The organism is Pseudomonas sp. Sample_16, assembly GCF_004307665.1.
GTDB lineage: Bacteria > Pseudomonadota > Gammaproteobacteria > Pseudomonadales > Pseudomonadaceae > Aquipseudomonas.
The window spans coordinates 29,946-53,057 of sequence record NZ_RCOB01000009.1 but is presented as its reverse complement, the minus strand read 5'-3'; the positions used below and the strand labels follow the sequence as shown (position 1 = coordinate 53,057).

15 protein-coding genes are annotated in these 23,112 nt (G+C 57.2%); 8 read left to right on the top strand and 7 right to left on the bottom strand.

Annotation, left to right across the window (positions count from 1 at the left end; all coding sequences use genetic code 11):
• Nucleotides 1-234 precede the first annotated feature (234 nt).
• The 4 genes from D8U69_RS00905 (at nt 235) to D8U69_RS00890 (ending at nt 10,212) form a co-directional block, all read left to right on the top strand.
• The gene (locus D8U69_RS00905; RefSeq protein WP_130906476.1) at nt 235-5,703 is read left to right on the top strand and encodes a trifunctional serine/threonine-protein kinase/ATP-binding protein/sensor histidine kinase; all 5,469 of its coding nucleotides are present in this window, start codon (nt 235-237) and stop codon (nt 5,701-5,703) included.
• A gap of 119 nt (nt 5,704-5,822) precedes the next feature.
• A complete protein-coding gene (locus tag D8U69_RS00900) occupies nt 5,823-6,383 on the top strand; it encodes a lecithin retinol acyltransferase family protein (protein ID WP_130905074.1) in 561 nt (186 codons plus the stop codon).
• Between the two features lie 108 nt (nt 6,384-6,491).
• Nucleotides 6,492-7,136 (top strand): response regulator transcription factor, encoded by a 645-nt coding sequence (locus D8U69_RS00895; protein WP_130905073.1) that lies wholly within the window; start codon nt 6,492-6,494, stop codon nt 7,134-7,136.
• A gap of 178 nt (nt 7,137-7,314) precedes the next feature.
• Nucleotides 7,315-10,212, top strand: a complete 2,898-nt coding sequence (locus tag D8U69_RS00890) for an EAL domain-containing protein (protein WP_130906475.1) — start codon at nt 7,315-7,317, stop codon at nt 10,210-10,212.
• A 99-nt stretch (nt 10,213-10,311) separates the two neighbouring features.
• On the opposite strand, the gene D8U69_RS00885 is transcribed toward D8U69_RS00890, so the two are convergent.
• On the bottom strand, nt 10,312-10,641 hold the full coding sequence (locus tag D8U69_RS00885; protein WP_130906474.1) for a hypothetical protein: 330 nt from the start codon (nt 10,639-10,641) through the stop codon (nt 10,312-10,314).
• Between the two features lie 288 nt (nt 10,642-10,929).
• On the opposite strand from D8U69_RS00885, the gene D8U69_RS00880 reads away from it, so the two are divergent.
• Nucleotides 10,930-11,424, top strand: coding sequence for a cupin domain-containing protein (locus D8U69_RS00880; RefSeq protein WP_056856802.1), 495 nt, complete (start codon nt 10,930-10,932; stop codon nt 11,422-11,424).
• Between the two features lie 58 nt (nt 11,425-11,482).
• Here the strand turns inward: D8U69_RS00880 and D8U69_RS00875 are convergent, their stop codons facing one another.
• Both D8U69_RS00875 and D8U69_RS00870 read right to left on the bottom strand, forming a co-directional pair.
• A complete protein-coding gene (locus D8U69_RS00875) occupies nt 11,483-14,065 on the bottom strand; it encodes an EAL domain-containing protein (RefSeq protein ID WP_130906473.1) in 2,583 nt (860 codons plus the stop codon).
• Between the two features lie 347 nt (nt 14,066-14,412).
• Nucleotides 14,413-15,315, bottom strand: coding sequence for a universal stress protein (locus D8U69_RS00870; RefSeq protein ID WP_056856800.1), 903 nt, complete (start codon nt 15,313-15,315; stop codon nt 14,413-14,415).
• 386 nt (nt 15,316-15,701) lie between these two features.
• On the opposite strand from D8U69_RS00870, the gene D8U69_RS00865 reads away from it, so the two are divergent.
• The gene (locus D8U69_RS00865; protein ID WP_056856799.1) at nt 15,702-16,667 is read left to right on the top strand and encodes a TerC family protein; all 966 of its coding nucleotides are present in this window, start codon (nt 15,702-15,704) and stop codon (nt 16,665-16,667) included.
• A gap of 56 nt (nt 16,668-16,723) precedes the next feature.
• On the opposite strand, the gene D8U69_RS00860 is transcribed toward D8U69_RS00865, so the two are convergent.
• A complete protein-coding gene (locus D8U69_RS00860; RefSeq protein ID WP_130905069.1) occupies nt 16,724-17,092 on the bottom strand; it encodes an SH3 domain-containing protein in 369 nt (122 codons plus the stop codon).
• A 373-nt stretch (nt 17,093-17,465) separates the two neighbouring features.
• On the opposite strand from D8U69_RS00860, the gene D8U69_RS00855 reads away from it, so the two are divergent.
• Nucleotides 17,466-19,367 (top strand): potassium transporter Kup, encoded by a 1,902-nt coding sequence (locus D8U69_RS00855; protein ID WP_177434538.1) that lies wholly within the window; start codon nt 17,466-17,468, stop codon nt 19,365-19,367.
• A gap of 76 nt (nt 19,368-19,443) precedes the next feature.
• Here the strand turns inward: D8U69_RS00855 and D8U69_RS00850 are convergent, their stop codons facing one another.
• On the bottom strand, nt 19,444-19,884 hold the full coding sequence (locus tag D8U69_RS00850; protein ID WP_130905067.1) for a hotdog fold domain-containing protein: 441 nt from the start codon (nt 19,882-19,884) through the stop codon (nt 19,444-19,446).
• Between the two features lie 134 nt (nt 19,885-20,018).
• Here D8U69_RS00850 and D8U69_RS00845 point away from each other — a divergent pair, with 134 nt between their 5' ends.
• Nucleotides 20,019-20,636 carry a TetR/AcrR family transcriptional regulator gene (locus D8U69_RS00845; protein ID WP_130905066.1) on the top strand — a complete coding sequence of 206 codons (618 nt, stop codon included), beginning with the start codon at nt 20,019-20,021 and terminating at the stop codon, nt 20,634-20,636.
• Nucleotides 20,637-20,767: 131 nt separating this feature from the next.
• Here the strand turns inward: D8U69_RS00845 and D8U69_RS00840 are convergent, their stop codons facing one another.
• Complete coding sequence (locus tag D8U69_RS00840) at nt 20,768-21,967, bottom strand: MFS transporter (protein WP_130905065.1); 1,200 nt, start codon at nt 21,965-21,967, stop codon at nt 20,768-20,770.
• 86 nt (nt 21,968-22,053) lie between these two features.
• A complete protein-coding gene (locus D8U69_RS00835; RefSeq protein ID WP_130906472.1) occupies nt 22,054-23,076 on the bottom strand; it encodes an alpha/beta hydrolase in 1,023 nt (340 codons plus the stop codon).
• Nucleotides 23,077-23,112: the final 36 nt, after the last annotated feature.

The window sequence follows — 23,112 nt, the reverse complement described above, 5'->3', positions numbered from 1 at the left end:
CTGAAAGGGGGAAAAGTATATCTATGTATAGGTCGCTAAGATCTAAGTGTTGATGTACCACCGACCATTCAATGACATCGTGGGCGGTGTTCAATTGCTCATATGGCGAGCATGCGTACTTGGCGCGTGCCAATAAACAGCTAATCTGAAGCGGCGCGACGCTTCCGGATGGCTGATCCGACGGCAAATGCCAGGCAAAACACGACTTTTGTTCCCTCTGCGATGGATAACAACATGCAAATTCTTTGGGACGATGGTGAGCGTATCTTCTGTCGGGAATTACGCTCCAGTGCTGGCGGTGAAAGCCACGTTCTGGTGGCGCGTCCCGCTGCCGAACAGCCGCTGCCGGCCTGTCTTGGCCGTCTCGCCCATGAATTTGCATTAAAGGATGAGCTGGAAGGCAGTTGGGCGGTACGGCCGCTTGAAATGCTGCGTGAAGCCGGGCAGATGCAACTGGTGCTCGAAGACCCCGGTGGCGAGCCGCTGGTTCGGTTGCTGGAGGCGCCCATGGACATCACCAGCTTTTTGTATCACGCCATTGGCATTGCAGTGGTCCTGGGCAAGCTTCATCAGCGTGGACTTGTGCATAAAGACATCAAGCCCAGTCATATCCTGGTGAACTGTGCCGACGGGCAGGCCCGGCTCACCGGATTCGGTCTTGCTTCACGGCTGCCCCGCGAGCGGCACGCGCCGGAGACCATCGCCGGTACGCTCGCCTACATGGCGCCTGAGCAGACCGGCCGGATGAATCGCTCGATCGATTCGCGCAGCGATCTCTATTCCTTCGGCGTCACCCTGTACCAGATGCTGACCGGCTCGCTGCCGTTCACCGCCACCGACCCGATCGAGTGGGTGCATTGCCACATCGCGAAGAAACCGCTGCCACCGAGCTCGCGCGTTGAAAGCGTTCCCGAAGCACTGTCCGACCTCGTCATGAAACTGCTCGCCAAAACCGCCGAGGATCGCTATCAGACGGCGGCGGGCGTTGAGCATGACCTGCGCAGATGCCTGGCCGACTGGCAGCAACAGCGCCAGATCAATGCATTTACCCTGAGCGAACACGGCACCTGCGACCGCTTGCTGATTCCCGAGAAACTGTACGGGCGCGAGCGGGAGGTTGACAAGCTGGTTGCCGCGTTCGGCCGAATCGTTGAAAACGGCGCGCCGGAGCTGGTGCTGGTCACCGGCTATTCCGGCATCGGCAAGTCGTCGGTGGTCAACGAATTGCACAAAGTGCTGGTACCACCGCGCGGAATCTTCGCCTCCGGCAAGTTCGATCAGTACCGGCGCGACGTCCCCTATTCGACGCTGGTGCAGGCGTTTCAAAGCCTGGTGCGCTCGCTGCTGGGCAAGAACGATACGGAGTTGGCGAACTGGCGTGAGGCCTTGCAACAGGCGCTGGATGCCAATGCGCGGCTCATGACCGACCTCATCCCGGAACTCAAGCTGATCATCGGCGAGCCGCCACTGGTCCCGGCCCTGGACCCGCAACAGGCGCAGCGGCGTTTCCTTCTGGTGTTCCGGCGCTTTATCGGCGTTTTTGCCCGGGCCGAACACCCGCTCGCCCTGTTTCTCGACGATTTGCAGTGGCTCGATGCGGCGACACTCGATCTGCTGGAAGACCTGCTGACCAGTCCGGATGTGCGCCACCTGATGCTGGTAGGCGCCTATCGCAGCAACGAAGTGGATGGCACGCACCCGCTGTCGAGTAAACTCAGGGCCATTCGCAATGCGGGCGGTCGGGTCGATGAAATCACCCTGGCGCCCTTGGCCAAGTCGCACATCGAACAGTTGATCGCCGAGGCGCTGCATGCCGAGGTGGCGCGTATCGAGCCTCTGGCGCAGTTGGTATTGGACAAAACCGCCGGCAATCCCTTCTTCGTGATCCAGTTTTTGCAAGCGCTCGCCGAGGAGCAACTGCTGACGTTCGATCATGAGGCGCGGCGCTGGTGCTGGGATCCGGATCGTATCCATGCCAAGGGTTATACCGAGAACATCGTCGACCTTATGGTCGATAAACTGTCCCGCTTGAAGGCCGAGACACAGCAGGCGTTGCAGCAACTTGCCTGTCTGGGGCACGTTGCCGGCATCACCGCGCTTTCGACTGCCATGGGCGTACCCAAGGCGCAGGTTCGTACCGTGTTGTGGGAGGCGATCCGCCAGGAACTGGTCGAACGGCTGGACGATGCCTATGGTTTTGTCCATGACCGCATCCATGAAGCCGCTTATTCACTGATCCCCAAGGACTCACGCGCCCAGGCCCACCTGAGAATCGGCCGGCTGCTGGCGTCGCAGACGCCTGCAGAGGATCTGGAAGCGTCAATCTTTGAAATCGTCGGCCAGCTTAATCTCGGCGCGTCGCTGCTCGCTGAGCGGGGCGAGCGGGAGCAATTGGCCGAGTTCAACCTGATTGCAGGCCAGCGTGCCAAGGCTTCGACTGCATACGCTTCCGCGCTTAATTATCTGAGCATGGGTGTGCAATTATCGGGTGAAGACTGCTGGGGGCGCCGGCATGGGCTGATCTTTGCACTGGAGTTGAACAGGGCCGAATGCGAACTCCTGACCGGTCAACTCGCTATCGCGAACGAACGTCTGACGGCGCTTTCGGCGCGCGCCATAACGGTGACAGAGCGAGCCAGCGTTGCTTGTCTGCAAATGGACGTCTACCTGCTTCTGGACCGCAGCGATGCTGCGGTCGCTGTCTGTCTCGCTTACCTGCAGCATGTGGGTATCAAGTGGTCGGCACATCCGAGTGACGATGAAGTGCGGCGTGAGTATGACCACATCGGGTCGTTGCTGGGGGATCGGGCAATCGAGGAACTTATCGATCTGCCGTTGATGACTGATCCGACGTCCCTTGTGACAGTCAATGCACTGGGCAAACTCTTCGCGCCTGCCTTACAAACCGATGCGAACCTGACGGACCTGCTGATTTGCAAGGCGGTCAGCCTGAGCCTCGAGTGGGGTAACTGCGATGCGTCGTGTGTGCTCTACGCCAACGTGTTCAGGGTCGCCGGTCGGCGGTTCGGCGACTACCAGATAGGCTTTCGATTCGGTCAGTTGGGTTGCGACCTGGTTGAACAGCGCGGCCTGACTCGATTCGAGGCCAGTACCTATCTGTGCTTCTCGTGTTTCGCTGTGCGCTGGATGAAACCCGTAAAGCAATGCCGCGACCTGCTGCGCCGTTCGTTTGTGGCGGCGAACCGTATCGGTGATCTGCCCTATGGCGCCTATGCCGGCAACAATCTCACTGCCGACTTGCTCTTCGCCGGCGAGCCGTTGTCCGAGGTGCAAGGTGAGTCTGAACAGGGGCTGGCTTACGCCAGGAAGGTGCGCTTCGGTTTGGTGGTTGATTTTATCGTCACACAATTGAAGCTGATCCGGATGTTGAGAGGCCTGACGCCTACCTTCGGTCGTCTTGATGAAGGCGAGTTGAGTGAGCAAGGCACCGAAGCCCACTTGTCCAGTAGCCCGGATCTGGTATTGGCTGAGTGCTTGTACTGGGTCCGCAAACTGCAGGCTCGCTACCTCGCCGATGAACCTGAAGCGGCCATGAAAGCCGCCGCCAAGGCGCAGCGGTTACTCTGGGTTTGTCAGGCGTTCTTCGAGGAAGCCGAGTTTTATTTCTATGATGCACTGGCCCGTGCAGCCTGCTGCGATGGCACCCCGGTGAGCGAGCAAGCGGAACATCTGCTCGCCATGGCGGCTGACTGTCGGCAACTGCAGACCTGGGCGGAACAGTGCCCGGAAAACTTTGCCAGCAGGGCAACTTTGGTCGGTGCTGAAATTGCCCGAATCGAGGGGCGTGTGGTTGATGCCGAATTGTTGTACGAGCAAGCGATTCACCAGGCACAGGAGACCGGCTTTGTCCATATAGAGGCGCTTGCCAGCGAACTTGCATCACGCTTCTACGCCAAGCGCGGTCTGGTCAGGATTGCCCATGCCTATCTGCAGGACGCCCGCTACGGCTATTTACGTTGGGGCGCCGATGGCAAGGTGCGGCAGCTGGACGCAAAGTATCCTTCGCTGAGATCCGAAGAACACAGGCTCGGCCCGACCACCACCATGGCCGCGGCGGTCGAACACCTGGACCTTGCCACGGTACTCAAGGTGTCCCAGGCCCTGTCGGGTGAAATCATGCTGGAAAAACTCATCGATACGGTCATGTTCACCGCCATCGAACAGGCCGGTGCCGAACGGGGGTTGTTGATCCTGACGGAAGGGGCAGAGCTGCGCATAGCAGCACAAGTCACCAGCGACAATACAACGCAATTGAGCGATTCACCGGTCAGCGCGCAGTTGTTGCCGGAGTCTGTTCTCTATCATGTGTTGCGCACCCGCGAGAGTCTTGTGCTCGACGATGCCGCGGCCGAGGCGATGTTTGCTACCGACCCCTACATTCGTCAGCAGTGTGCACGGTCGATTCTCTGCCTGCCCCTGATGATCCAGGCCAAGTTGGTGGGGGCGCTCTACCTCGAAAACAATCTGACCGCCAGGGTGTTCAGCCCCGACCGGATCGCCGTGCTCAAACTGGTGGCGTCGCAGGCGGCGATCTCGCTGGAAAATGCTCGTTTGTACCGCGAGGTCGCAGAGCGCGAGGCAAAAATCCGGCGTCTGGTGGACGCCAACATCATTGGCATTGTCGTATGGAACGCCGAAGGTGACATCGTCGAGGCCAATGATGCGTTCCTGCGCATGCTGGGCTTCACTCGCGAGGATCTTGTCTCGGGCCGCATGAGCTGGCGTGAGATGACGGTGCCGGAGTATCGCGAAGCCAGCGAGCGCTCCATGCTGGAGGCGGTACAAACCGGCCACGCCCAACCCTTCGAAAAGGAATACTTCAAAAAGGATGGCAGTCGACTGCCAGTCATTGTGGGGCTGGCCATGTTTGAAGCGGACAGCAAGGAAGGCGTGGCTTTCGTGCTGGACCTGAGCGAACGCAAGCAGGCGGAAGAAAAAATCCGCGAAAGCGAACGACGCTATCGTGAGGTGCAGACCGAGTTGTCCCACGCCAACCGCGTCGCGACCATGGGCCAGCTCGTGGCGTCGATCGCTCACGAAGTCAACCAGCCGATTGCTGCCGCCATCCTCAACGCCAATGCCGCGCAGCGCTGGTTGAATATCCAGCCACCTGAACTCGACGAAGTCCGTCATGTGCTCAGCCGCCTGATCGAGGATGCCAACCGGGCAGCGGATGTACTGGGGCGGATCCGCGGGCACATCCGCAAGGCGCCGCCGCAGAAAGGGCCGGTGGACATCAACGCGGCCATTGGCGAAATGATCGGCTTTACCCGTAGCCAGATCATGAAAAGTGGCACTGTATTGCAGACCCAGCTCACCGATGGACTGCCACTGGTTGAAGGCGATCGTGTCGAGCTGCAACAAGTGCTGCTGAACCTGATCATGAACGCCCTGGAAGCCATGAGCAGTACCAAGGAAGGCGAGCGGCAATTGCAGATCAGCGTGGTGCCGGGCGATGCCGGCTATTTGCGGGTCAGCGTCAGTGATTCAGGCCCGGGATTTCCCGTGGACAACACCGACCAGGTATTCACCTCGTTCTACACCACCAAGCCGACTGGCCTGGGGTTGGGTTTGTCGATCTGTCGCTCGATCATCGAAGCCCATGGCGGGCGTTTATGGGCAGGTGCCAACCAGCCTTGCGGGGCCACTGTCCAGTTCACGCTGCCGGTGCTGCAGGGCTGACTTAATACTTAAGTTTAAGTGGGGCATATTAATGGTTCGAACGAACTAATCGCAGGTACAAATGAAGCTCCGCAACCCCGGCGATATATTGAGCCTCAAGGGTTGCGGAGAACTTTATCGTGAAAAGCTCAATAGCCAATGTCATCGAAAAGTGTTCATTTCTGCGTGCAAAAGCATTGCAAGCAGTGGCGCTGATAACCGCCGTTTTCAACCGGGTGTCAGATGCTCGCCTGTTACAGAACTACCTGTGCGCCGAACCGCTGATAAACATCGAACGGTCACTGAGCCAAGTGCCAGTGGGCTCGCATCTGATCAGTCCGCGCCGGTTTTACGTCCATCATGGGATCTACCTTGGAGGCGGCTGTGTCGCCCATTACGCCGGGTACAGCAGTTCAATCAAACCGGGGCCGATCGAGGTGACTGATCTGGACAGTTTCGCCAGCGGCAAACCCGTCTGGGTACTGCGGGAACATTGCGAATATTCCAGCGATGAAATCGTCAGTCGCGCGCGCTCGAGAGTCGGTGAACGCCATTACCGGATTTTCTCCAATAACTGCGAACACTTTTGCAGTTGGTGCACTCGCGGGAAAAGTTACAGTACCCAGGTCGACGCGCTACTGCGTTCGCCACGGGGTTTTTTCTCGTTGATTTCAGCGTTGCAGCCGCGTTTTATTGCATAGCTTCAAGTGCCTGGCTGTGCTGCTGGCACTTGGCAGGAAAGGCATCCCAGACACCCAATCAGGCTGTGCTACACTTTTTTTTCCTCAATTTTCCGAAGAGTTCCATGCATGAGCGCACCCTCCAGTGAGCCGCAAAGCAATGGTTCTATTGTGTACGTGGTCGATGACGACGCCTCCATTCGCGATGCATTGAGCAATCTATTGCGCTCTGCCGGCATCCGTGTCGAAACCTTCGCTTCAACCACGGAGTTTCTCCTTCAGCCAAAGACCGCGAGCGCCAGTTGCCTGGTCCTCGATGTGCGCCTGCAAGGCAATAGTGGCCTGGATTTCCAGCGTCAACTGGTTGAGTCAAACACCGCGATCCCGATTATTTTCATCACGGGCCATGGCGATATCGAGATGTCGGTCAAGGCGATGAAAGCAGGGGCCGTGGATTTTCTGGCAAAACCGTTTCGTGAACAGGACCTGCTCGACGCGGTGTCGTCTGCGCTGCAAACCGATATCAAGCGCCGGGAACTCGAACGGCAATCTTCGAACCTGCATGCCGACTACCAGTCACTGACGGTCCGGGAAAAAGAAGTCATGGCCCTTGCCGTAAGAGGCCTGATGAACAAGCAGATCGCTGGTGAGATGAATCTGAGCGAAATCACCATCAAGATCCACCGCTCCCATGCCATGAAAAAGATGCACGCGCGGTCCTTTGCCGACCTGGTTCGCATGGCGGAAGCGTTGGGGGTAGGGCATAGTTGTTGAGTTGCGTCGCACGGTTGTTCTGTTCAACAAATCGCGAATAACTGGCTGCCCGTCTCACGGTCGTCATTCAAACCAATAAAGTTGTTGAAAAAAAACACTGTAAGCTTTAAATGGGAAGATAACTGGCACTTTGCTAGCAGTTGGTCAGTATCGCCAGTTTTTGGCTCAGGGAGCGCTGATGAGTTTTGCCGGATTGACCGACTCCCCACGGCAATCGTTCGATTGCGAAACAGCTTCACCTCAATCAAACGACAATCCGGATCGGGTCGGTATGGCCGGCATTGGCCGTGACGACTCGCTTGAGCAGTTGCTCGGCCCGGCGTGTAACTGGAGCCACACCACCGCATGGGTGTTTTACCGCGCCGGTGAACAGCTGCATTGGGTCGGCCAAGGCAACCCGCAGCAGCAGTGGCCCTCAAACATCGAGCATCAAGCGTTTGAAGCCTTTTGCCAGGCCCGGCAGTTGCATTGCTGGCCGACCGGTAGAGGCGAAAGTGTGTTGGGCTGGCTACTTGCGCCGCAAACCGAGGCCGCGGATCCGGCACTCGCCGAGTTTGCCCTGCGTCTGGGCGTTCAGCTACAGACCAACACCCTTGCCCGTGCGCAGATTACTCAGCGTGTGTTGTATGAAATCACCTACCTGGCCAGTTCAACCCGCGACCGTTCCGTGTTTCTGGTGGGGGTGCACAAACTGCTGGCCAGTCTGATCGACGCCGAGAACTTCTATCTCGCGTTGTATGACCCGCACAGTGGCAAGATCGATTATCCGTATTACGTCGACATCATCGATGTTGATGCCGTGGAGTCTTCGCACTACGAATACCTTGATCCCGCGCGCCTGTCGTTGACCGGCCAAGTGTTGACCTCTGGCCAGCCATTGCTGATCGACGCCGCCGGGATCCTCGCGGCTCAGTCAGAAAAGCGTTTCTACTGTGTGGGTGATCGTCCCGAGTTCTGGATGGGCGCACCGTTGAAAAACGCCTCGGATGACGTGTTCGGCATGCTGGCGATGCAGGTCTACGATGTCTCCCGCATCTACAGCGCTGAAGATCGCGCGCTGTTTCTGGTGGTGGCGCGACACGTGGCGATGGCACTGGACCGGATTCTGCACCGCGAGGACCTGGAGCAGACGGTGATGCGCCGTACCCTGGAGCTTTCGGCGCTCAACGACGCCTTGCGCCAGGAAGTGGCGGAACGCGAGCGCGCCGAGCATCTACAGAGCGCATTGTTCCAGATCGCCGAACTGTCGAGCCAGCCAGGCGACATGGCTGAGTTGTTCCAAACCCTGCATGGCATCGTCGGTGACCTGCTGTTCGCGCAGAATTTCTATATTGCGCTGTTCGACGACGCCACCAGCGAAGTGACCTTTCCCTATTATGTGGATGAGCGGCAGACCATTTGCCCGGCGGCACGGCGAGGTCGCCGGGGCCTCACCGAGTATGTGATTCGCCAACGTCGGCCTTGCCTGATTGACGTCGGCGAGGCTGAACGACTGGCCGAAAACGGTGAAATCGAATTGGCCCGGGAGTCCGTCCGGTCCTATTCCTGGCTGGGCATTCCATTGTTCGATGGCGACGTCGTGCGCGGCGTGCTGGCGGTGCAAAGCTATACCTCGCAAGTGTGCTACACGCTGCGCGACCAGGAACTGCTGACGTTCGTGTCGCGACACATCGACACGGCGTTGTCGCGCCGCACCGCCGCCGAAGCGATCCATGCCGCCAACCTCAAACTCGAAGCCCGGGTGCAGAACCGCACCCGCGAGCTCGATCATGCCAATGCCAAACTGCAACACGAAAACTCCCACGATGCGCTGACCGGGCTTCCGAATCGCACCTACCTGCAACAGCGCCTCAATCTGGCCTGGTCGCGGTTCGGCAGCGAAGGCGGACACCTGGCGGTGATGTTCATCGATCTCGACCGCTTCAAGATGGTCAACGACAGTCTCGGCCATCATTTTGGCGACTTGCTGTTGATGCAAGCCGCTCACCGTCTGCGCGGCTGCCTGCGCGAAACCGACATGCTGGCGCGTCTGGGCGGCGATGAGTTTTCGGTGCTCGCGCCCGAGGCGTCGCTGGACGCGGTGATTGAAATCGCCGAGCGGATTCTGCTGGCGTTTGACTTGCCGTTTTTCATCAATGGCCATGAAGTTTTTTCGTCCTGCAGTATCGGAATTGTCAGCGCCGACAAGCAGTACCACAACGAGCCAGCCGACTTGCTGCGCGATGCCGATGCGGCGATGTACCGGGTCAAGAGTGCCGGGCGTGACAGCTACGCGGTGTTCAACCAGGAAGTGCGCCGCGAAGTGTCGGACCAGATGGAGCGGGAAGGGGCCTTGCGCAACGCCCTCAAGCGTACCGACGAATTACTCCCGTATTTCCAGCCGATTGTCAGCGTCGAAAGCGGCGAACTGCTGGCCCTTGAGGCGCTGATCCGCTGGCATCAGCCGGGCGGCCGGGTGATCGCACCGGGCGAGTTCTTGCCGGATGTAGAGGGGTTGCGCCTGATCGGCCGACTGGACCTGTACATGCTGGCCAGCATCGCCGCGATCCTTGCCCGGCCCGAGCATGCCAACTGGCCTGCGGTGCACGTCAATTGCTCCAGCTACAGCATGACGCGCCCGGATTTCGCCAATGATGTACTTGCCCTGTTGGCGCTGCACGGGGTCTCACCTTCACGGATCTGCCTGGAGTTGACCGAGGGGGCGTTGGTGGCTGAGCCGGCGATTGCCCAACAGACCATGCAGCAATTGGCCGACAACGGCATGTCGGTGGTGCTCGATGACTTCGGTGCAGGTTTTTCATCCCTGAGCTACGTGCATCAGTACCAATTCAGCGGCTTGAAAATCGACAAGTCGTTCATCCTTGAGCTGACCACCAGCCCGCGCAGTCGTGCAATCGTTCGGGCCATCGTGCGCATGGCCGAATCGCTGGGCCTGAGCGTGGTGGCCGAAGGCGTCGAGGATCAAGCCACGTTGGATCTGCTGCGCGAAATAGGCGCGGGGCAGGCCCAGGGGTATTACTTCGCCAGGCCGATGGGGCTGGAGACGTTGTTGTCGAGTGCTTTGATCGGTCGTTGATGACTACGCTGCCGTGTCGTTCCTTGTGGAAGCACGCACGAAAAAGCCCGGCTGATCAGGCCGGGCTTTTCGAGGTGTTGCGGGGAAGCGATTCAACTTTCAGGCAACGGTGTTGCCTTGCAGGCGGTCGGAGCCATCGGCAGCGACTTCGTTGCCTTTCAGGCGGTCGGAGCCATCGGCAGCGACGGTGTTGCCTTGCAGGCGGTCGGAACCATCGGCGGCGACTTCATTACCTTTCAAACGATCCGAACCATCAGCCGCTACAGCATTGCGTTTTTCCAGCAGGCGATCAGCGCCACCTTCAGCCACACGGCTTTCGATCAGTCGATCCGAGCCGCCTTCAGCGACGACGGGTTGAACAGAGGTCGCGGCAAAAGCGTTGATTGCGAAAACCGAGAAAGCGATGCTGAGGATGGTTTGGCGTTTCATGATCGTGTGCTCCGGGGGTGTATTTGGTTGGTATGGAGCCAATGTTACGCCGCGGATTTTTTAAGAGAACTTCATTGCCGTGATGGTGAACATCGACAGTATTGATAGGGCGTACGGCGTGACTACGCTGAGCATGATGATGAGGCGCGCCCTGGCAAACGCGGTTTCGTCGGCACATTGATTACATCGTGGATCATCTGTATTGCGCGGCCGCGCCATTATCAGCAATGCCAATCACGAATAGAGTCAGCCCGTCGATATGTCCACTGCATCGCCAAGGTGTCTCTCATGATTCAGAGCATTCTCAAAACGGCTTCTCTGGCGGCACTTTTTGTCGCAAGCGCAGGCGCGCCTTTTATTCAGGCACAACCATTGCCACTCGATAAAGTGGCTGCGTTACACAATGAAGAGGTGGAATGGCGCAGTTTTCCCGCATTCCCGAAAGAAGTGAAACTCGCTGTCGTGGCTGGCGACCCCAGTAAGCCGGCACCTTACGTGGTGCGAGTCAAAGTGCCGAATGGCACCCGGTTGATGCCCCATACCCATCCTGAAGATCGTATCTATACCGTCATGTCCGGGGTGTTCTATATCGGCTTTGGCACTGTTTTTGATCCGGACAAACTGGTTGCTTATGGCCCCGGAAGCGTCGTGATTTTGCCGGCCAATACGCCGCACTTTCATTGGGCGAAGTCAGGAGAGTACATCTCGCAGGTTTACGGCACGGGGCCGCTGGGGCTTGAATACATCGATAGCCATGATGATCCACGCAAGGCAGAAAAATGAGCAAGCCCTGAGCACGACGAACCCTGAAGGAGCGAGCTCGCCGGCGCAGGGCCGCGCTTCAAACCCTGCTCGGGGAGCCTGTACTTTTTCTGGCCTTCACCAACACGTTGAAGTCGTCGGCTTCAAGAGGCCGACTCAGAAAAAAGCCCTGGCCTTCATCGCACGATACCGCTTTGAGCAACTTCAAGTGCTCGGCGGTTTCTATCCCTTCTGCCGTCACGGTGAGCGATAAGGCGCGGCCCAATCCCACGATCGCCTGGATGATGGACTGATCATCTGTTTCTACCAGTTTGCTCAGAAAACTGCGGTCTATCTTCAGGCCGTCGAAGGGGAATGTGCGCAAATAACTCAGTGATGAATAACCCGTGCCGAAGTCGTCCATGGCTATTCGCACGCCCAGGCGCTTCAATGTACGCATGAGTTCCAGTGCGCCGGTGGCATCTTCGAGCATGACGTTTTCAGTGATCTCCAACTCCACCCGGGTAGGGTCGATTGCGGAGTCGTGCAGCGCTTTCTGCACGCGTTCCACCAAGTTGCCTCGCTTGAATTCGCTAGGTGAAAGGTTGACCGATACAAACAAATGTTCCGGCCACCCTGCGGCGCAACGGCAGGCCGTGTCGATGACCCAGTCGCTCAAGGAAAGAATCAGCCCGGACTCTTCAGCAATGAGAATAAAAGTATCCGGCGCTATCAAACCGCGCTCAGGGTGTTGCCACCGTACCAGCGCTTCGGCGCCGACCATCTCTCCGTCCGAGATCCGATAGCGCGGCTGGAAATGCAGTCGAAGTTCTCCATTCCTGATCGCGAAGCGCAGATCACTTTCCAGACGACGCCGCTCAATAATTCTGGCGTTCATGTCTCCCGCATAAAAACGCCAGGTGTTACGTCCCCCGGCCTTTGCTTCGTATAACGCGATATCGGCATAACGTAGCAACTCGCTCGCCTCGCATGCGTCGTTGGGTGCCATGGCAATGCCAATACTGGCGCTGACAAACACCTCTTGTTCACTGACCTCTATCGGTTGCTCGACGGACTCGATCAGACGGCGACAAAGGGTCTCGACTTCCTCCTGGGAACCGACATCGGTGAGTATCAGAACAAACTCGTCCCCACCAATACGGGCGACAAGGTCTCCGTGGCGAACGCATTCTGCCAAACGGCTCGAGACCTGATTGAGCACCAGATCGCCTGCTGCATGTCCTAGCAGGTCATTGACCGGTTTGAATCGATCAAGGTCCAGGCTTAGCATGACCAAGGGTTGTTCCACCGTCGGCACAGCTTTGAGTTTGCCATCCAGAAACTCTTGGAGACGGGTCCTGTTGGGCAGGCCGGTCAGGGCGTCATGCTGTGAGAGGAATTCGATTCGACGGCGAGCTTTGACTTCCTCCGTAACGTCGGTTGCCGTTCCCCGGAATCCTCCTCCCGCCATTGCTCGCGCTGATAGACGGGTGATTCGTTCCTGGCCATTTGTATCCAGGTAACGACACTGCACGCTGATGTCCGGCCGACGATTCGGAATACTGAGCCACTGAGAGACCGTGCCTAGCTCAGTGCGCAACAGATCATCCATTGCCGCACCAATCCATGCCTCCCGGGAAAGGCCTGTGACCTCTTCAAACCGCTCTGACAGATAAGTGAAGTGCCAGCCACCGTCCATTTCCCAGACCCAGTCCGAGCTGGCCTCAACGACATCGCGAAAGCGCGCCTCACTGGTGGCGAGGTCGGCCTGACTGCATTGCAGCGATAAATAGCTGGCATCAAGTGCCTGCGCAGCGGCGGTGGTTCGACGCAAGATAACCCACGTCATCAGGCACACCAACAGCGCAGCGATCCCCACAAGGGGCAGCCCGAGTGCGAGCAATTGCAGACCTGGCCTGTGCGGGCTCCAGTGCAGACTGCCTGCGGCACCGGTTTCACCCAAGGGGTACACAGATTGCGAGTGAATATCATCGGCAGTGGCCAAGTGCAGGCCTTCCACTCCGAAGTCCCGACCCATCGCTGCAAGTTTGGCGCTGTCCAACGGATCCACGAAAATCAGCACCGACGCCGATCTGTCATCAGTTTTAACCGTCGGATCGGTTCCCGGGGTAATGGCTGCTGCAGCGATCAGGGCGGGTATCCCTCCGATATTGACGAACGTAGTGGTAGGCGTTTCGGATTCGGCTCCCTCGCGGGCCTTGTCGAGAATTGCGTCGATGGACTGCTCGAGCCATTGTTCTGCTTCAACTGACACCTTCTCCCCGTCGACCACGGAATAAACGGTGCGATTGAGATCATTGACGACAAACAAGCCGCGAAATCCGAAGTCCGTGTAAAGAGTGGTGCCGATATTTTGTCGTACATACGCCCAGTCGGTGTCTACTTCAGTGTGCAAGTGCTTGTAAGCATCGCCCCAGAATGCGTAATCCTTGACGGTAGAGCGCAGCGAATTTTCCAACGATTGCACGGCCTTCCTGGTGTAGAACGCACTCTTGACTTCCTCCGCGCCATCCAGTTTTTGCGCAAGATAAACAAGCGAGCCGCACGCGAGCAAAAACACGCCTGCCAAAAGACCAACAAACTTGAACAGCGAAGCGCGGGTCAGGGCCACGCTTGAACGATTGGTTGGGGAACAAGAAATAGTGGGGAGATCGTTAGGCATAAATTCCCGGCAGTCGGTGAGAACAACTCATTTGCACACCAACTTATCGGCAGTGGACGCTAAAAGGTGAGTTGCCGTACGTCGCCAAACGACCGGCCGAGTCTGCCGAAGCGACGCAGGTTCCTGGTTATCGACGCTCACAGCGATGCAGCACCAGGGCGTAAACCAGAGGCGCGAATTGTCCGCACGCCGCGCTATCGCTGGCCCATCTCCCGACTCAGCAGCGGCCGCTGAAGGCTCGATCTGCGTGTCTTCCTGGAGACCGCCCAAGGGTCAGCTGAAGTCAGCAGCTTGGGTCAAAACCACATCGACACCAACAGCCGGCTGCGATAGTGGCGGTTTTTTCTTCAGGCATCCGTTTCTCCCTTGATGGCCAAAACGCTGCAAGGCACCTGATACAGAACATGCTCCGTGGTACTGCCAACCAGCTTGTCCACGCCTTTGTGATGGGTATTTCCCATCACGAAGACATCCGCTCGAGTATGCGTGGCAAAGTCGGCCATTGCTTTGGTTGGCGGTCCTGCAATGAAGTGTTGTCGCTCAGGTGGCACGCCGTGGCGCGCCGCCAAGGCAATGAAGCATTTTTCGAGTGACCGGCGCACGTCGTTGCTGAAGCCTGGCATCGTCACGGCGCCAGCGCCTGCATCAGAGAAATGTGTGTGTGTCAGTTCATAGGCATACAGCAGGTGCAATTCAGCATCACACTGCGTCGCCAATTCGTTCGCCGCCTGAATGACACTGTCGTTGATTCCGCTGATCTGACCCTCTGGATGCGATGGGTCAACCGCTGCCACGATTACCCGAGGAAGCGGACACCTGACTTCGCTGACCAGATGTATGGGCGTGGGACATTCGCGCAACAACTGCCAATCCAAAGGCGTGACGAATACGCGTTTGAGCGCTGATTCATGATGTACGTCCTTGATAGTCAGGTCCGGCTGCATTTCAGCCACATGCTCAAGGATCTGTTGCAGCGGGTCACGGGTCAATGCAACTTCGGTGGTCACATTGATGCCCTTCCTGCGCATGAGTCCGGCTTCATCCTCCAACCACTGCAGGTTCTCCTGCCGGCAACTCTCGCGAAGTTGTTCACTGTTGCTCATTAACCGCATAAGGTCGAAGTCTTCGATGAACACCGCGATGTGCAGCGCTGCGCCTGTGGCGTCGGCCAGTGCGATTGCCCGCTCCATCGCCGGCGAGTGACGCATGGTCGGACCTGCGATCAGAAAGAGTCGTTGATACTGCCTCATGTGACACCTCCAAACGTTCTGGGTTGTTGGCTAGCGCCCCCAGCACTTTCGCTTGTCCCACCATTGGCGATCTTTTATCGCCTCACTACCTGGATCGACACTGTCAATATACGCCTGCATCACCGGCTTGCCAGTTGCCAGGGCTGGTGAAGGATATAGCAGACCTTTTCATCACGACCGCGCAGTAAACGGGGCTGCTGGAACCGCGGGCCATGCCACCCGCCTTGACCACGTAGCACAACCAAAGCGATTGCCGGCAGTTGAGCACCTGACTCAACACTTCGAAAAAAACGAACTATTGGTAATGAATAAACGATTTTTGCTGATGTAACAGGCTCGTTAGCATGACTCCTCCAGCCTATTGCTGCTTCATGCGGAGACAGTCAATGACCGCCATCAGCGTCGGCCAACCCTGGATGTGGGCCGCCTTCATCGTATTCGTCCTTGCCATGCTGGCCCTCGATCTGTTCGTCTTCGGCGGGCGCAAGGCGCATCGTGTTTCGGTGCGCGAAGCGCTGGCCTGGGTCATCGCCTGGATCAGTCTGGCGCTGGTCTTCGCCGTCCTGCTCTGGTGGTATCTGCGCAGCATGTTCGGCGCCGAAATCGCCCAGCGTACAACGCTCGAATTCCTGACGGGCTACCTGATCGAGCAGTCGCTGTCGATCGACAACATGTTCGTTTTCGTGATGATCTTCGGCTACTTCGCCGTGCCGCCAGAGCTGCAACGCCGCGTCCTGCTCTATGGCGTGCTCGGCGCCATCATCATGCGCGCCGGTATGATTTTCGCCGGTGTCTGGCTGGTGCGGGAGTTTGCCTGGCTACTCTATGTCTTTGGTGCTTTCCTCATCATCACCGGCATCAAGATGCTGATCTTCGCCAACCAGCAGCCAGACCTCGAAAAGAACCCCTTGCTGCGCTGGCTGCGTAGCCATCTTCGCATCACCGATGGCTTTCATGGCGAGCGCTTCTTCGTACGCCAGAACGGCCTGCGCTGGGCGACGCCGATGTTCCTGGTGTTGGTACTTATCGAGGCCAGCGACCTGGTCTTCGCGGTCGATAGCATCCCGGCTATCTTCGCCGTCACCACCGACCCCTTCATCATATTCACCTCCAATATCTTCGCCATCATGGGCCTGCGCGCACTGTATTTTCTGCTTGCCGACCTGGCCTACCGCTTCCACTTGCTCAAATATGGCCTGGCCATCGTACTGGTGTTCATCGGCGGCAAGATGCTGGTCGCGCCGTGGTGGCACGTGCCGATCCAATGGTCGCTGGCGACCGTCGGCGGCATCATATTGGTTTCGGTACTGTTGAGCCTGACTATGACGAAGAGCAAAACGCTGCTCGACTGACCGAGCGTTGTCGCGCAAGGCAGCGAGCCCGTGGCAGCGCTGCTGGAAGTGGCACCTTATGGTGGGCCGGCGGCTTCGCGCAGATACCTGCCGTTTACCCAACCGGTAAACTTCTGCTTGAGGCCAGCCTCGATTTGGCACCAACGACTGGAACCCACCGGTTTGCAGCCCAGGTTGCGTACCCGGTCGCCGATCACTAGCGCGCCGACGATCTGCTTGCCGACACCGGGCTCGCTGCGCACGTTGAGAGTTTCGCCGCTTGAGAGGTTTGCGACGTCCCAATAATCGGGGCCACCGGAAAACCCGTCAGCGTAGTCGGTCGTGATGTCCGCCTTGGTTTGCCGGGGTTCCTGGTGAACACCTTGGGCAACCACGCAGGTCGCACCGAAGAGCGCCACAACCGCCATGAACCCGATAATTCGCATCCCCGTACTTCCTCATTTAGTTTGAGTGGACATCTGGTCTGTGGGGCAACGGCAATCAGCGTACCGCGATCAACTGAAGAAATTAACCGGCCTAGCCACTGCATGGATTTCCTCGACGCGGTGTGACATCTGCCATTGAGAAAATGAACCCTGCGCGATGGTTTCGTTCCGCGAACCGGGAGCGCATAAAGCCAGATTCCTGCTGTGGTGCTGCAACTTTTTTACGCTTTCTTTACGGTCAGCATTTCTGCCCGCAACGATACTGGCGGCGTCTTTTATAACGTCCATGAGCCCGGCTTTTTCAAGGGCCGTGGAAAAGTGTATTGCCCAAGGATGGCGTGCAGATATTCCCTGTTAATTGAGAGATGCCGCCTTGAGTGAAACAGCGACCCTTGCACACGAAAACTCTTCATCGAAAACGTCAGGCGTGGGCATGCTCGTCGCGGCTGTCGGCGTCGTTTACGGAGACATCGGCACCAGCCCCCTTTATACGCTTAAGGAAGTGTTTTCCGGTCACTACGGTGTTCAGGTCAATCACGACGGCGTGCTAGGCATTCTGTCGTTGATCTTTTGGTCGCTGATCTGGGTCGTCTCGATCAAATACGTGTTATTCATTCTGCGAGCAGACAACCAGGGCGAAGGCGGCATTATGGCGTTGACCGCCTTGGCTCGCCGTGCGGCAGCGCCGATTCCGCGCATGAGTAAGGTGCTGGTTCTGCTCGGTCTGTTCGGGGCAGCACTGTTTTACGGGGATAGCATGATTACCCCGGCAATTTCGGTGCTTTCTGCGGTTGAGGGGCTTCAGCTGGCGTTTGACGGAATAGAGCACTGGGTGGTGCCCTTGTCGGTGATCGTGCTGGTGGCGCTGTTCCTGATCCAGAAGCATGGAACGGCGCGTATCGGCATCCTCTTTGGCCCAGTGATGGTGCTGTGGTTTGTGGTGTTGGGTGCACTTGGAATCTACGGGATTTTGCAACGCCCGGAAGTGCTACAAGCCCTCAATCCTGCTTGGGGCGTGCAGTTTTTCATGGTTCACCCAGGCATCGGCGTTGCGATTTTGGGTGCCGTGGTGCTGGCTTTGACCGGTGCAGAGGCACTGTATGCCGACATGGGTCACTTTGGCCGCAAGCCGATTTCCCGTGCCTGGTTCCTTCTGGTGTTGCCAGGGCTGGTGCTCAATTATTTTGGCCAGGGTGCCCTGATCCTTGAGAGTCCGGAAGCTGTACGCAATCCGTTCTATCTGCTCGCGCCGAGCTGGGCACTGCTGCCGATGGTGGCGCTTTCGACACTGGCGACCATTATCGCTTCTCAAGCCGTGATCTCCGGCGCTTTCTCCCTTACGCGCCAGGCCATCCAGCTAGGCTACGTCCCTCGGATGTTTATCCAGCACACCTCAAGCCAGGAGCAGGGGCAGATCTACATCGGCACGGTTAACTGGGCGTTGATGGTTGGTGTGGTGCTGCTGGTGATCGGTTTCGAGTCGTCCAGTGCATTGGCAGCTGCCTATGGGGTCGCTGTGACGGGCACCATGTTGATCACCACCATTCTGTCTTCGGCTGTCGTGCTGCTCCTCTGGAAAACGCCACGTTGGCTGGCCATCCCGATGCTGCTCGGCTTTCTGCTGGTCGATAGCCTGTACTTCGCGGCCAATGCGCCGAAAATATTCCAGGGGGGCGCGTTCCCGGTCATTGCCGGTATCGGCCTGTTCATCTTGATGACCACTTGGAAGCGGGGGCGAAAGATCATCGTCGAGCGTCTGGACGAGACCGCGCTGCCTCTGCCGTTGTTTATCAGCAGCATTCGTTCACAGCCTCCGCATCGGGTGCAAGGCACCGCGGTTTTTCTGACGGCCAGGGCCGATGCGGTTCCCCATGCACTCTTGCACAACCTGCTGCATAACCAAGTGCTGCACGAGCAGGTGGTGTTGCTCACCGTAGTGTCCGAAGACAGCCCTCGGGTACCCGCTGATCGACGGTTTGAGGTAGAGGCCTATGGCGAAGGGTTCTTCCGTGTCAGTCTCCATTTCGGTTTTATGGAAGAGCCTGACGTACCCTTGGCCTTGAGTCTCTGTCACTTGAATGAGCTGGATTTCAGCCCGATGCGCACGACCTATTTCCTCAGCCGGGAGACGGTGATCCCCACCAAGCGCATTGGTATGGCGCGCTGGAGAGAGAGCCTGTTCGCGTTTCTGTTGAAGAACGCCAACAGCAATTTGAAGTATTTCAAATTGCCACTGAACAGAGTGATTGAATTGGGAACTCAGGTAGAAATGTGAGGGAAGGGCAGCAGGTGCTCGGATTTACTGCTAGTGCATTTGGCCATAGCTGCCCATCGCGAACGGCAGCTACAGCTTAGACGATTTTTACATTCATCGTGATTGTGGCAGTGAAAACCTTCACGCCGCCCTCGTCGAAGATATCAACCGGGACGAACTTGTCGCCGGCGGTTTCCCAATCAATACCACTGCCATCAGCAACCGCGCGAATGCTAGATTTTGCTTTTGCCAGATATTCAACAGTCATTCCTTTCGGAATCCATTTGGCGCCTGAAGGAATCGAAGCGTCAGTCATCATTCCGCCCGCTAGCTCGGCTGCGTTGCACAGGGCAATCGCGTGCACAGACGCCAGATGGTTGGTGATTTCCTTGCGAAACGGCACGCTGACGACTGCATGGCCTGGGCTTAGCTCAGAAATTTCAGGGGCGATCGTGCTGAAGTAAGGCGCCATCTGGCAGGCCATATTGCTGAACGCGGCAGGGCCTACGCTATTGAACATGCTTAGAGCTTGGCTCATGAGATACCTCATTGGTCAGGTTGCAGAATAAAATTCTGTAACGGAACAATATTCTGTATTTCTGAAGTCTGTCAAGCTGCGCTTTCTCTGCGGGGCGTCCAACCTATAAACTAAGTTTATTTGGCGTTTCTCTTATGCATTCCATTGATCTAATCGAGCGTATCTATCCCGGAAGGCGCAGTGAGCTCAAACGCACCATCATGCGTCAAGCGCTTGCTTGCTTTAACGAGGTAGGAATCGAGGCCACAAACATTGAGACAATTCGGGCTCAATGCGAAACGAGCGTGGGGGCTATCTACCATCACTTCGGCAATAAAGAAGGTCTAGTGGCAGCTCTTTTTTTCGCTGCTTTAGAAGATCAAGCAGCGCTCCGGGATAGCTTTTTAAAAGACGCGCAGACGGCTCAAACTGGTGTCGCGGCACTGATTTATAGCTACGTTGAATGGGTGGATGAGCAACCGGATTGGGCTCGCTTTATGTTCCAAAGTCGCTATGCGGTTTCAAGCGGGCCTTTCAAAGACGAATTGCTCGAACGCAATAAACAACGCAACAAGCAACTGCTGGACTGGATGAGTATCGAGGGCCGAAAAGAGCAGTTCAGTCACCTTCCCACAGAGCTTATACCGTCTCTCATCATCGGATCGACGGAAAGCTATTCACGTGCCTGGCTTTCCGGGAGGGTCAAAAAAAGTCCGAAAGCGTACCGCGATTTTCTTGCGAAGGCTGCGTGGAGCTCGATTATGCAAGGCTGATGTACGGGTTACAGCCTTACTCCGGATGAAGATCAAATCATCGACAGCGCACGCTGACAGTCACGTCCAACCTCCGAGCGTATGCTCAACCGAAACCACAAGACATGCGTTGGCGTGTCTTGTGGTTGTTTTCAAGCAATGTTCGCCAATGCAGAAGACTCCCGCGTTGCTGCGCGTGCAGCCAGGAAGGCAAGAACGGCTGCCACGCCCAGCAAGGCTGCGCTCAACTCGAAGGTCGCTCGATAGCCGCTAAAGTCAAAGACCAGCCCGCCAACGGTTGCCCCAGAGGCGATTGCCAGTTGGATGATCGCCACCATTAATCCGCCTCCCGCTTCAGCTGAGTCTGGCAGCGTTCTCGCCAGCCATGTCCACCATCCCACGGGCGCTGCAGTCGCAACCAGTCCCCATGCGCCAAGCAAGACGGTCGTGGTGGTCGCCGAGCTACCCAATGAAACAAGCGCCAGTGCAATCATCGCCATCAAGATCGGGATGACGATGAGGGTTCGATGCAGGTTATTTTTCAAGAACGCTTCAATCAGGAAGGTTCCGGCAAGGCCCGCCAGACCCAGCACGAGCAACATCAGCGACAGCATGGAGACACTGACATGAGTGACCGTTTCAAGGAATGGGCGCAAATAGGTAAACAGCATGAACTGGCCCATGAAAAACACACTGACCGCCACCATACCTAACGCGACCGGTACGTTTTTCATCAACCTGAAGACGTTGCCAGCGCCTGAATCGCTGTGCGATTTCATTGCCGGAAGGCTTAACAACAGCCAGACACAGGCGACTATCGCGACTGGGATGACGCACAAAAATGCACCGCGCCAGCCAATCAAGGCGCCGAGAAAACTGCCCAATGGTGCTGCTATCACAGTCGCCAAAGCGTTGCCGCCGTTGACGATTGCCATGGCACGAGTGATCTGGTCATCAGGCACCAAGCGCATGGCGGTTGCCGCCGACAATGACCAGAAGCCACCTATCGCAACACCGATCAGCGCGCGCCCGATCATGAACACCCAGTAGTTCGGGGCGAACGCGACAACTGTCCCAGAAAGGATCATAAGCAGTGTCAGCGAAATGAGCAGCGGTTTGCGGTCGACCCGCGCAGCCACCGACGCGATCAGAAGACTGGTGAACAAGGCAAACAGTCCCGATACGGAGATTCCTTGGCCGGCTTGCCCCTCGGTGATGTGCAGATCTAAGGCAATCGGTGTAAGCAGGCTGACGGGCATGAACTCCGATGCCACTAGCACGAAGGCGGCAAGAGACATGGCGAATACGGCGCCCCATGATTTATGGGGCACTGGGAGGGAGTGATCAGTCATTGTTTGAATCCTGTATTGCGCGAAGCGTCGTTGCCCCGAAGACGAGGCTACGAGAGAGGCGATGCCCGGCCAGGGCACCGATCAGGCTACTTCAGGTTGCTTTTGAAGAAGGTGGTCAACTTGGCGAATGGAATGAGGTTGACCCGGTCGTAGAGATCGACGTGATTGGCGCCAGGGATGATGAACAGTTCTTTAGGCTCCGCTGCACGCTTGTAGGCATCTTCACTGTATTCACGGGAGTGAGCCTCGGAGCCGGTGATAAACAGAAGCGGACGTGGCGAAATGGTCTCGATGTCTTCGAACGGGTAGAAATTGTAGAACTTCGCATTGGTGGTCAGCGTCGGCATGGTGGAAGTCTGCGGCGTTGCACCGGCAGGGGTTACTTCGCCGCGAGGTGTGCGATAGAAATCAAAAAACTCATCGCCTATCGCATCGCCTGTCAGCTTCAACGGGGCACCGGCGGTGTACTTGGTAGCGCCGTCAGTGAATTCCACATAGCGTTGTTCTGCCGCTTCGGTGAGTGCCATGCGTTTCTGCTCTGGGGTCGTCGAATTATCCAAACCTTTACGATAGAGGTCGCCGTGGTTGTACATGCTGACCGTAGCAATTGCCTTCAGTCGAGGGTCGATCTTGGCCGCGCTGATGACGAAGGCACCGCTGCCACAAATACCGATGATGCCGATACGCTCACGGTTAATAAAAGGACGTGTGCCCAAGAAGTCCACCGCCGCGCTGAAGTCCTCAGCGTAGATGTCTGGTGACACAGCTTGACGGGGCCGCCCCTCGCTTTCACCCCAGAACGAAAGATCAATCGCCAATGTCACGAAACCTTGCTCGGCGAGCTTCTGGGCATACAGGTTGGAGCTCTGCTCCTTCACCGCGCCCATTGGGTGCCCTACGATGATCGCGGGGTTCTTGATCTTGGGATCCACCCCTTTAGGAATGTAGAGCTTCCCTACAACGTTCATCTGATACTGGTTTTTGAAGGTAACCTTTTCTGCGATTACCTTTTCGCTTTTGTAGAAGTTGTCAGCACCGTTAGACATATCAGCCCCCATTGATGAGAAAGAGGCGATAAGTAGCCCCAGGGCAAGAGAAAGTCTGCTCATTCGATATTCCTTACTTTTGGAGTGTGTCCATTTGCG

Coding starts and splice junctions, on each gene's coding strand:
- D8U69_RS00905 (WP_130906476.1), top strand. CDS start 235: ATGCAAATTCTTTGGGACGATGGTGAGCGTATCTTCTGTCGGGAATTA.
- D8U69_RS00895 (WP_130905073.1), top strand. CDS start 6,492: ATGAGCGCACCCTCCAGTGAGCCGCAAAGCAATGGTTCTATTGTGTAC.
- D8U69_RS00890 (WP_130906475.1), top strand. CDS start 7,315: ATGAGTTTTGCCGGATTGACCGACTCCCCACGGCAATCGTTCGATTGC.
- D8U69_RS00885 (WP_130906474.1), bottom strand. CDS start 10,641: ATGAAACGCCAAACCATCCTCAGCATCGCTTTCTCGGTTTTCGCAATC.
- D8U69_RS00880 (WP_056856802.1), top strand. CDS start 10,930: ATGATTCAGAGCATTCTCAAAACGGCTTCTCTGGCGGCACTTTTTGTC.
- D8U69_RS00875 (WP_130906473.1), bottom strand. CDS start 14,065: ATGCCTAACGATCTCCCCACTATTTCTTGTTCCCCAACCAATCGTTCA.
- D8U69_RS00870 (WP_056856800.1), bottom strand. CDS start 15,315: ATGAGGCAGTATCAACGACTCTTTCTGATCGCAGGTCCGACCATGCGT.
- D8U69_RS00865 (WP_056856799.1), top strand. CDS start 15,702: ATGACCGCCATCAGCGTCGGCCAACCCTGGATGTGGGCCGCCTTCATC.
- D8U69_RS00860 (WP_130905069.1), bottom strand. CDS start 17,092: ATGCGAATTATCGGGTTCATGGCGGTTGTGGCGCTCTTCGGTGCGACC.
- D8U69_RS00850 (WP_130905067.1), bottom strand. CDS start 19,884: ATGAGCCAAGCTCTAAGCATGTTCAATAGCGTAGGCCCTGCCGCGTTC.
- D8U69_RS00845 (WP_130905066.1), top strand. CDS start 20,019: ATGCATTCCATTGATCTAATCGAGCGTATCTATCCCGGAAGGCGCAGT.
- D8U69_RS00840 (WP_130905065.1), bottom strand. CDS start 21,967: ATGACTGATCACTCCCTCCCAGTGCCCCATAAATCATGGGGCGCCGTA.
- D8U69_RS00835 (WP_130906472.1), bottom strand. CDS start 23,076: ATGAGCAGACTTTCTCTTGCCCTGGGGCTACTTATCGCCTCTTTCTCA.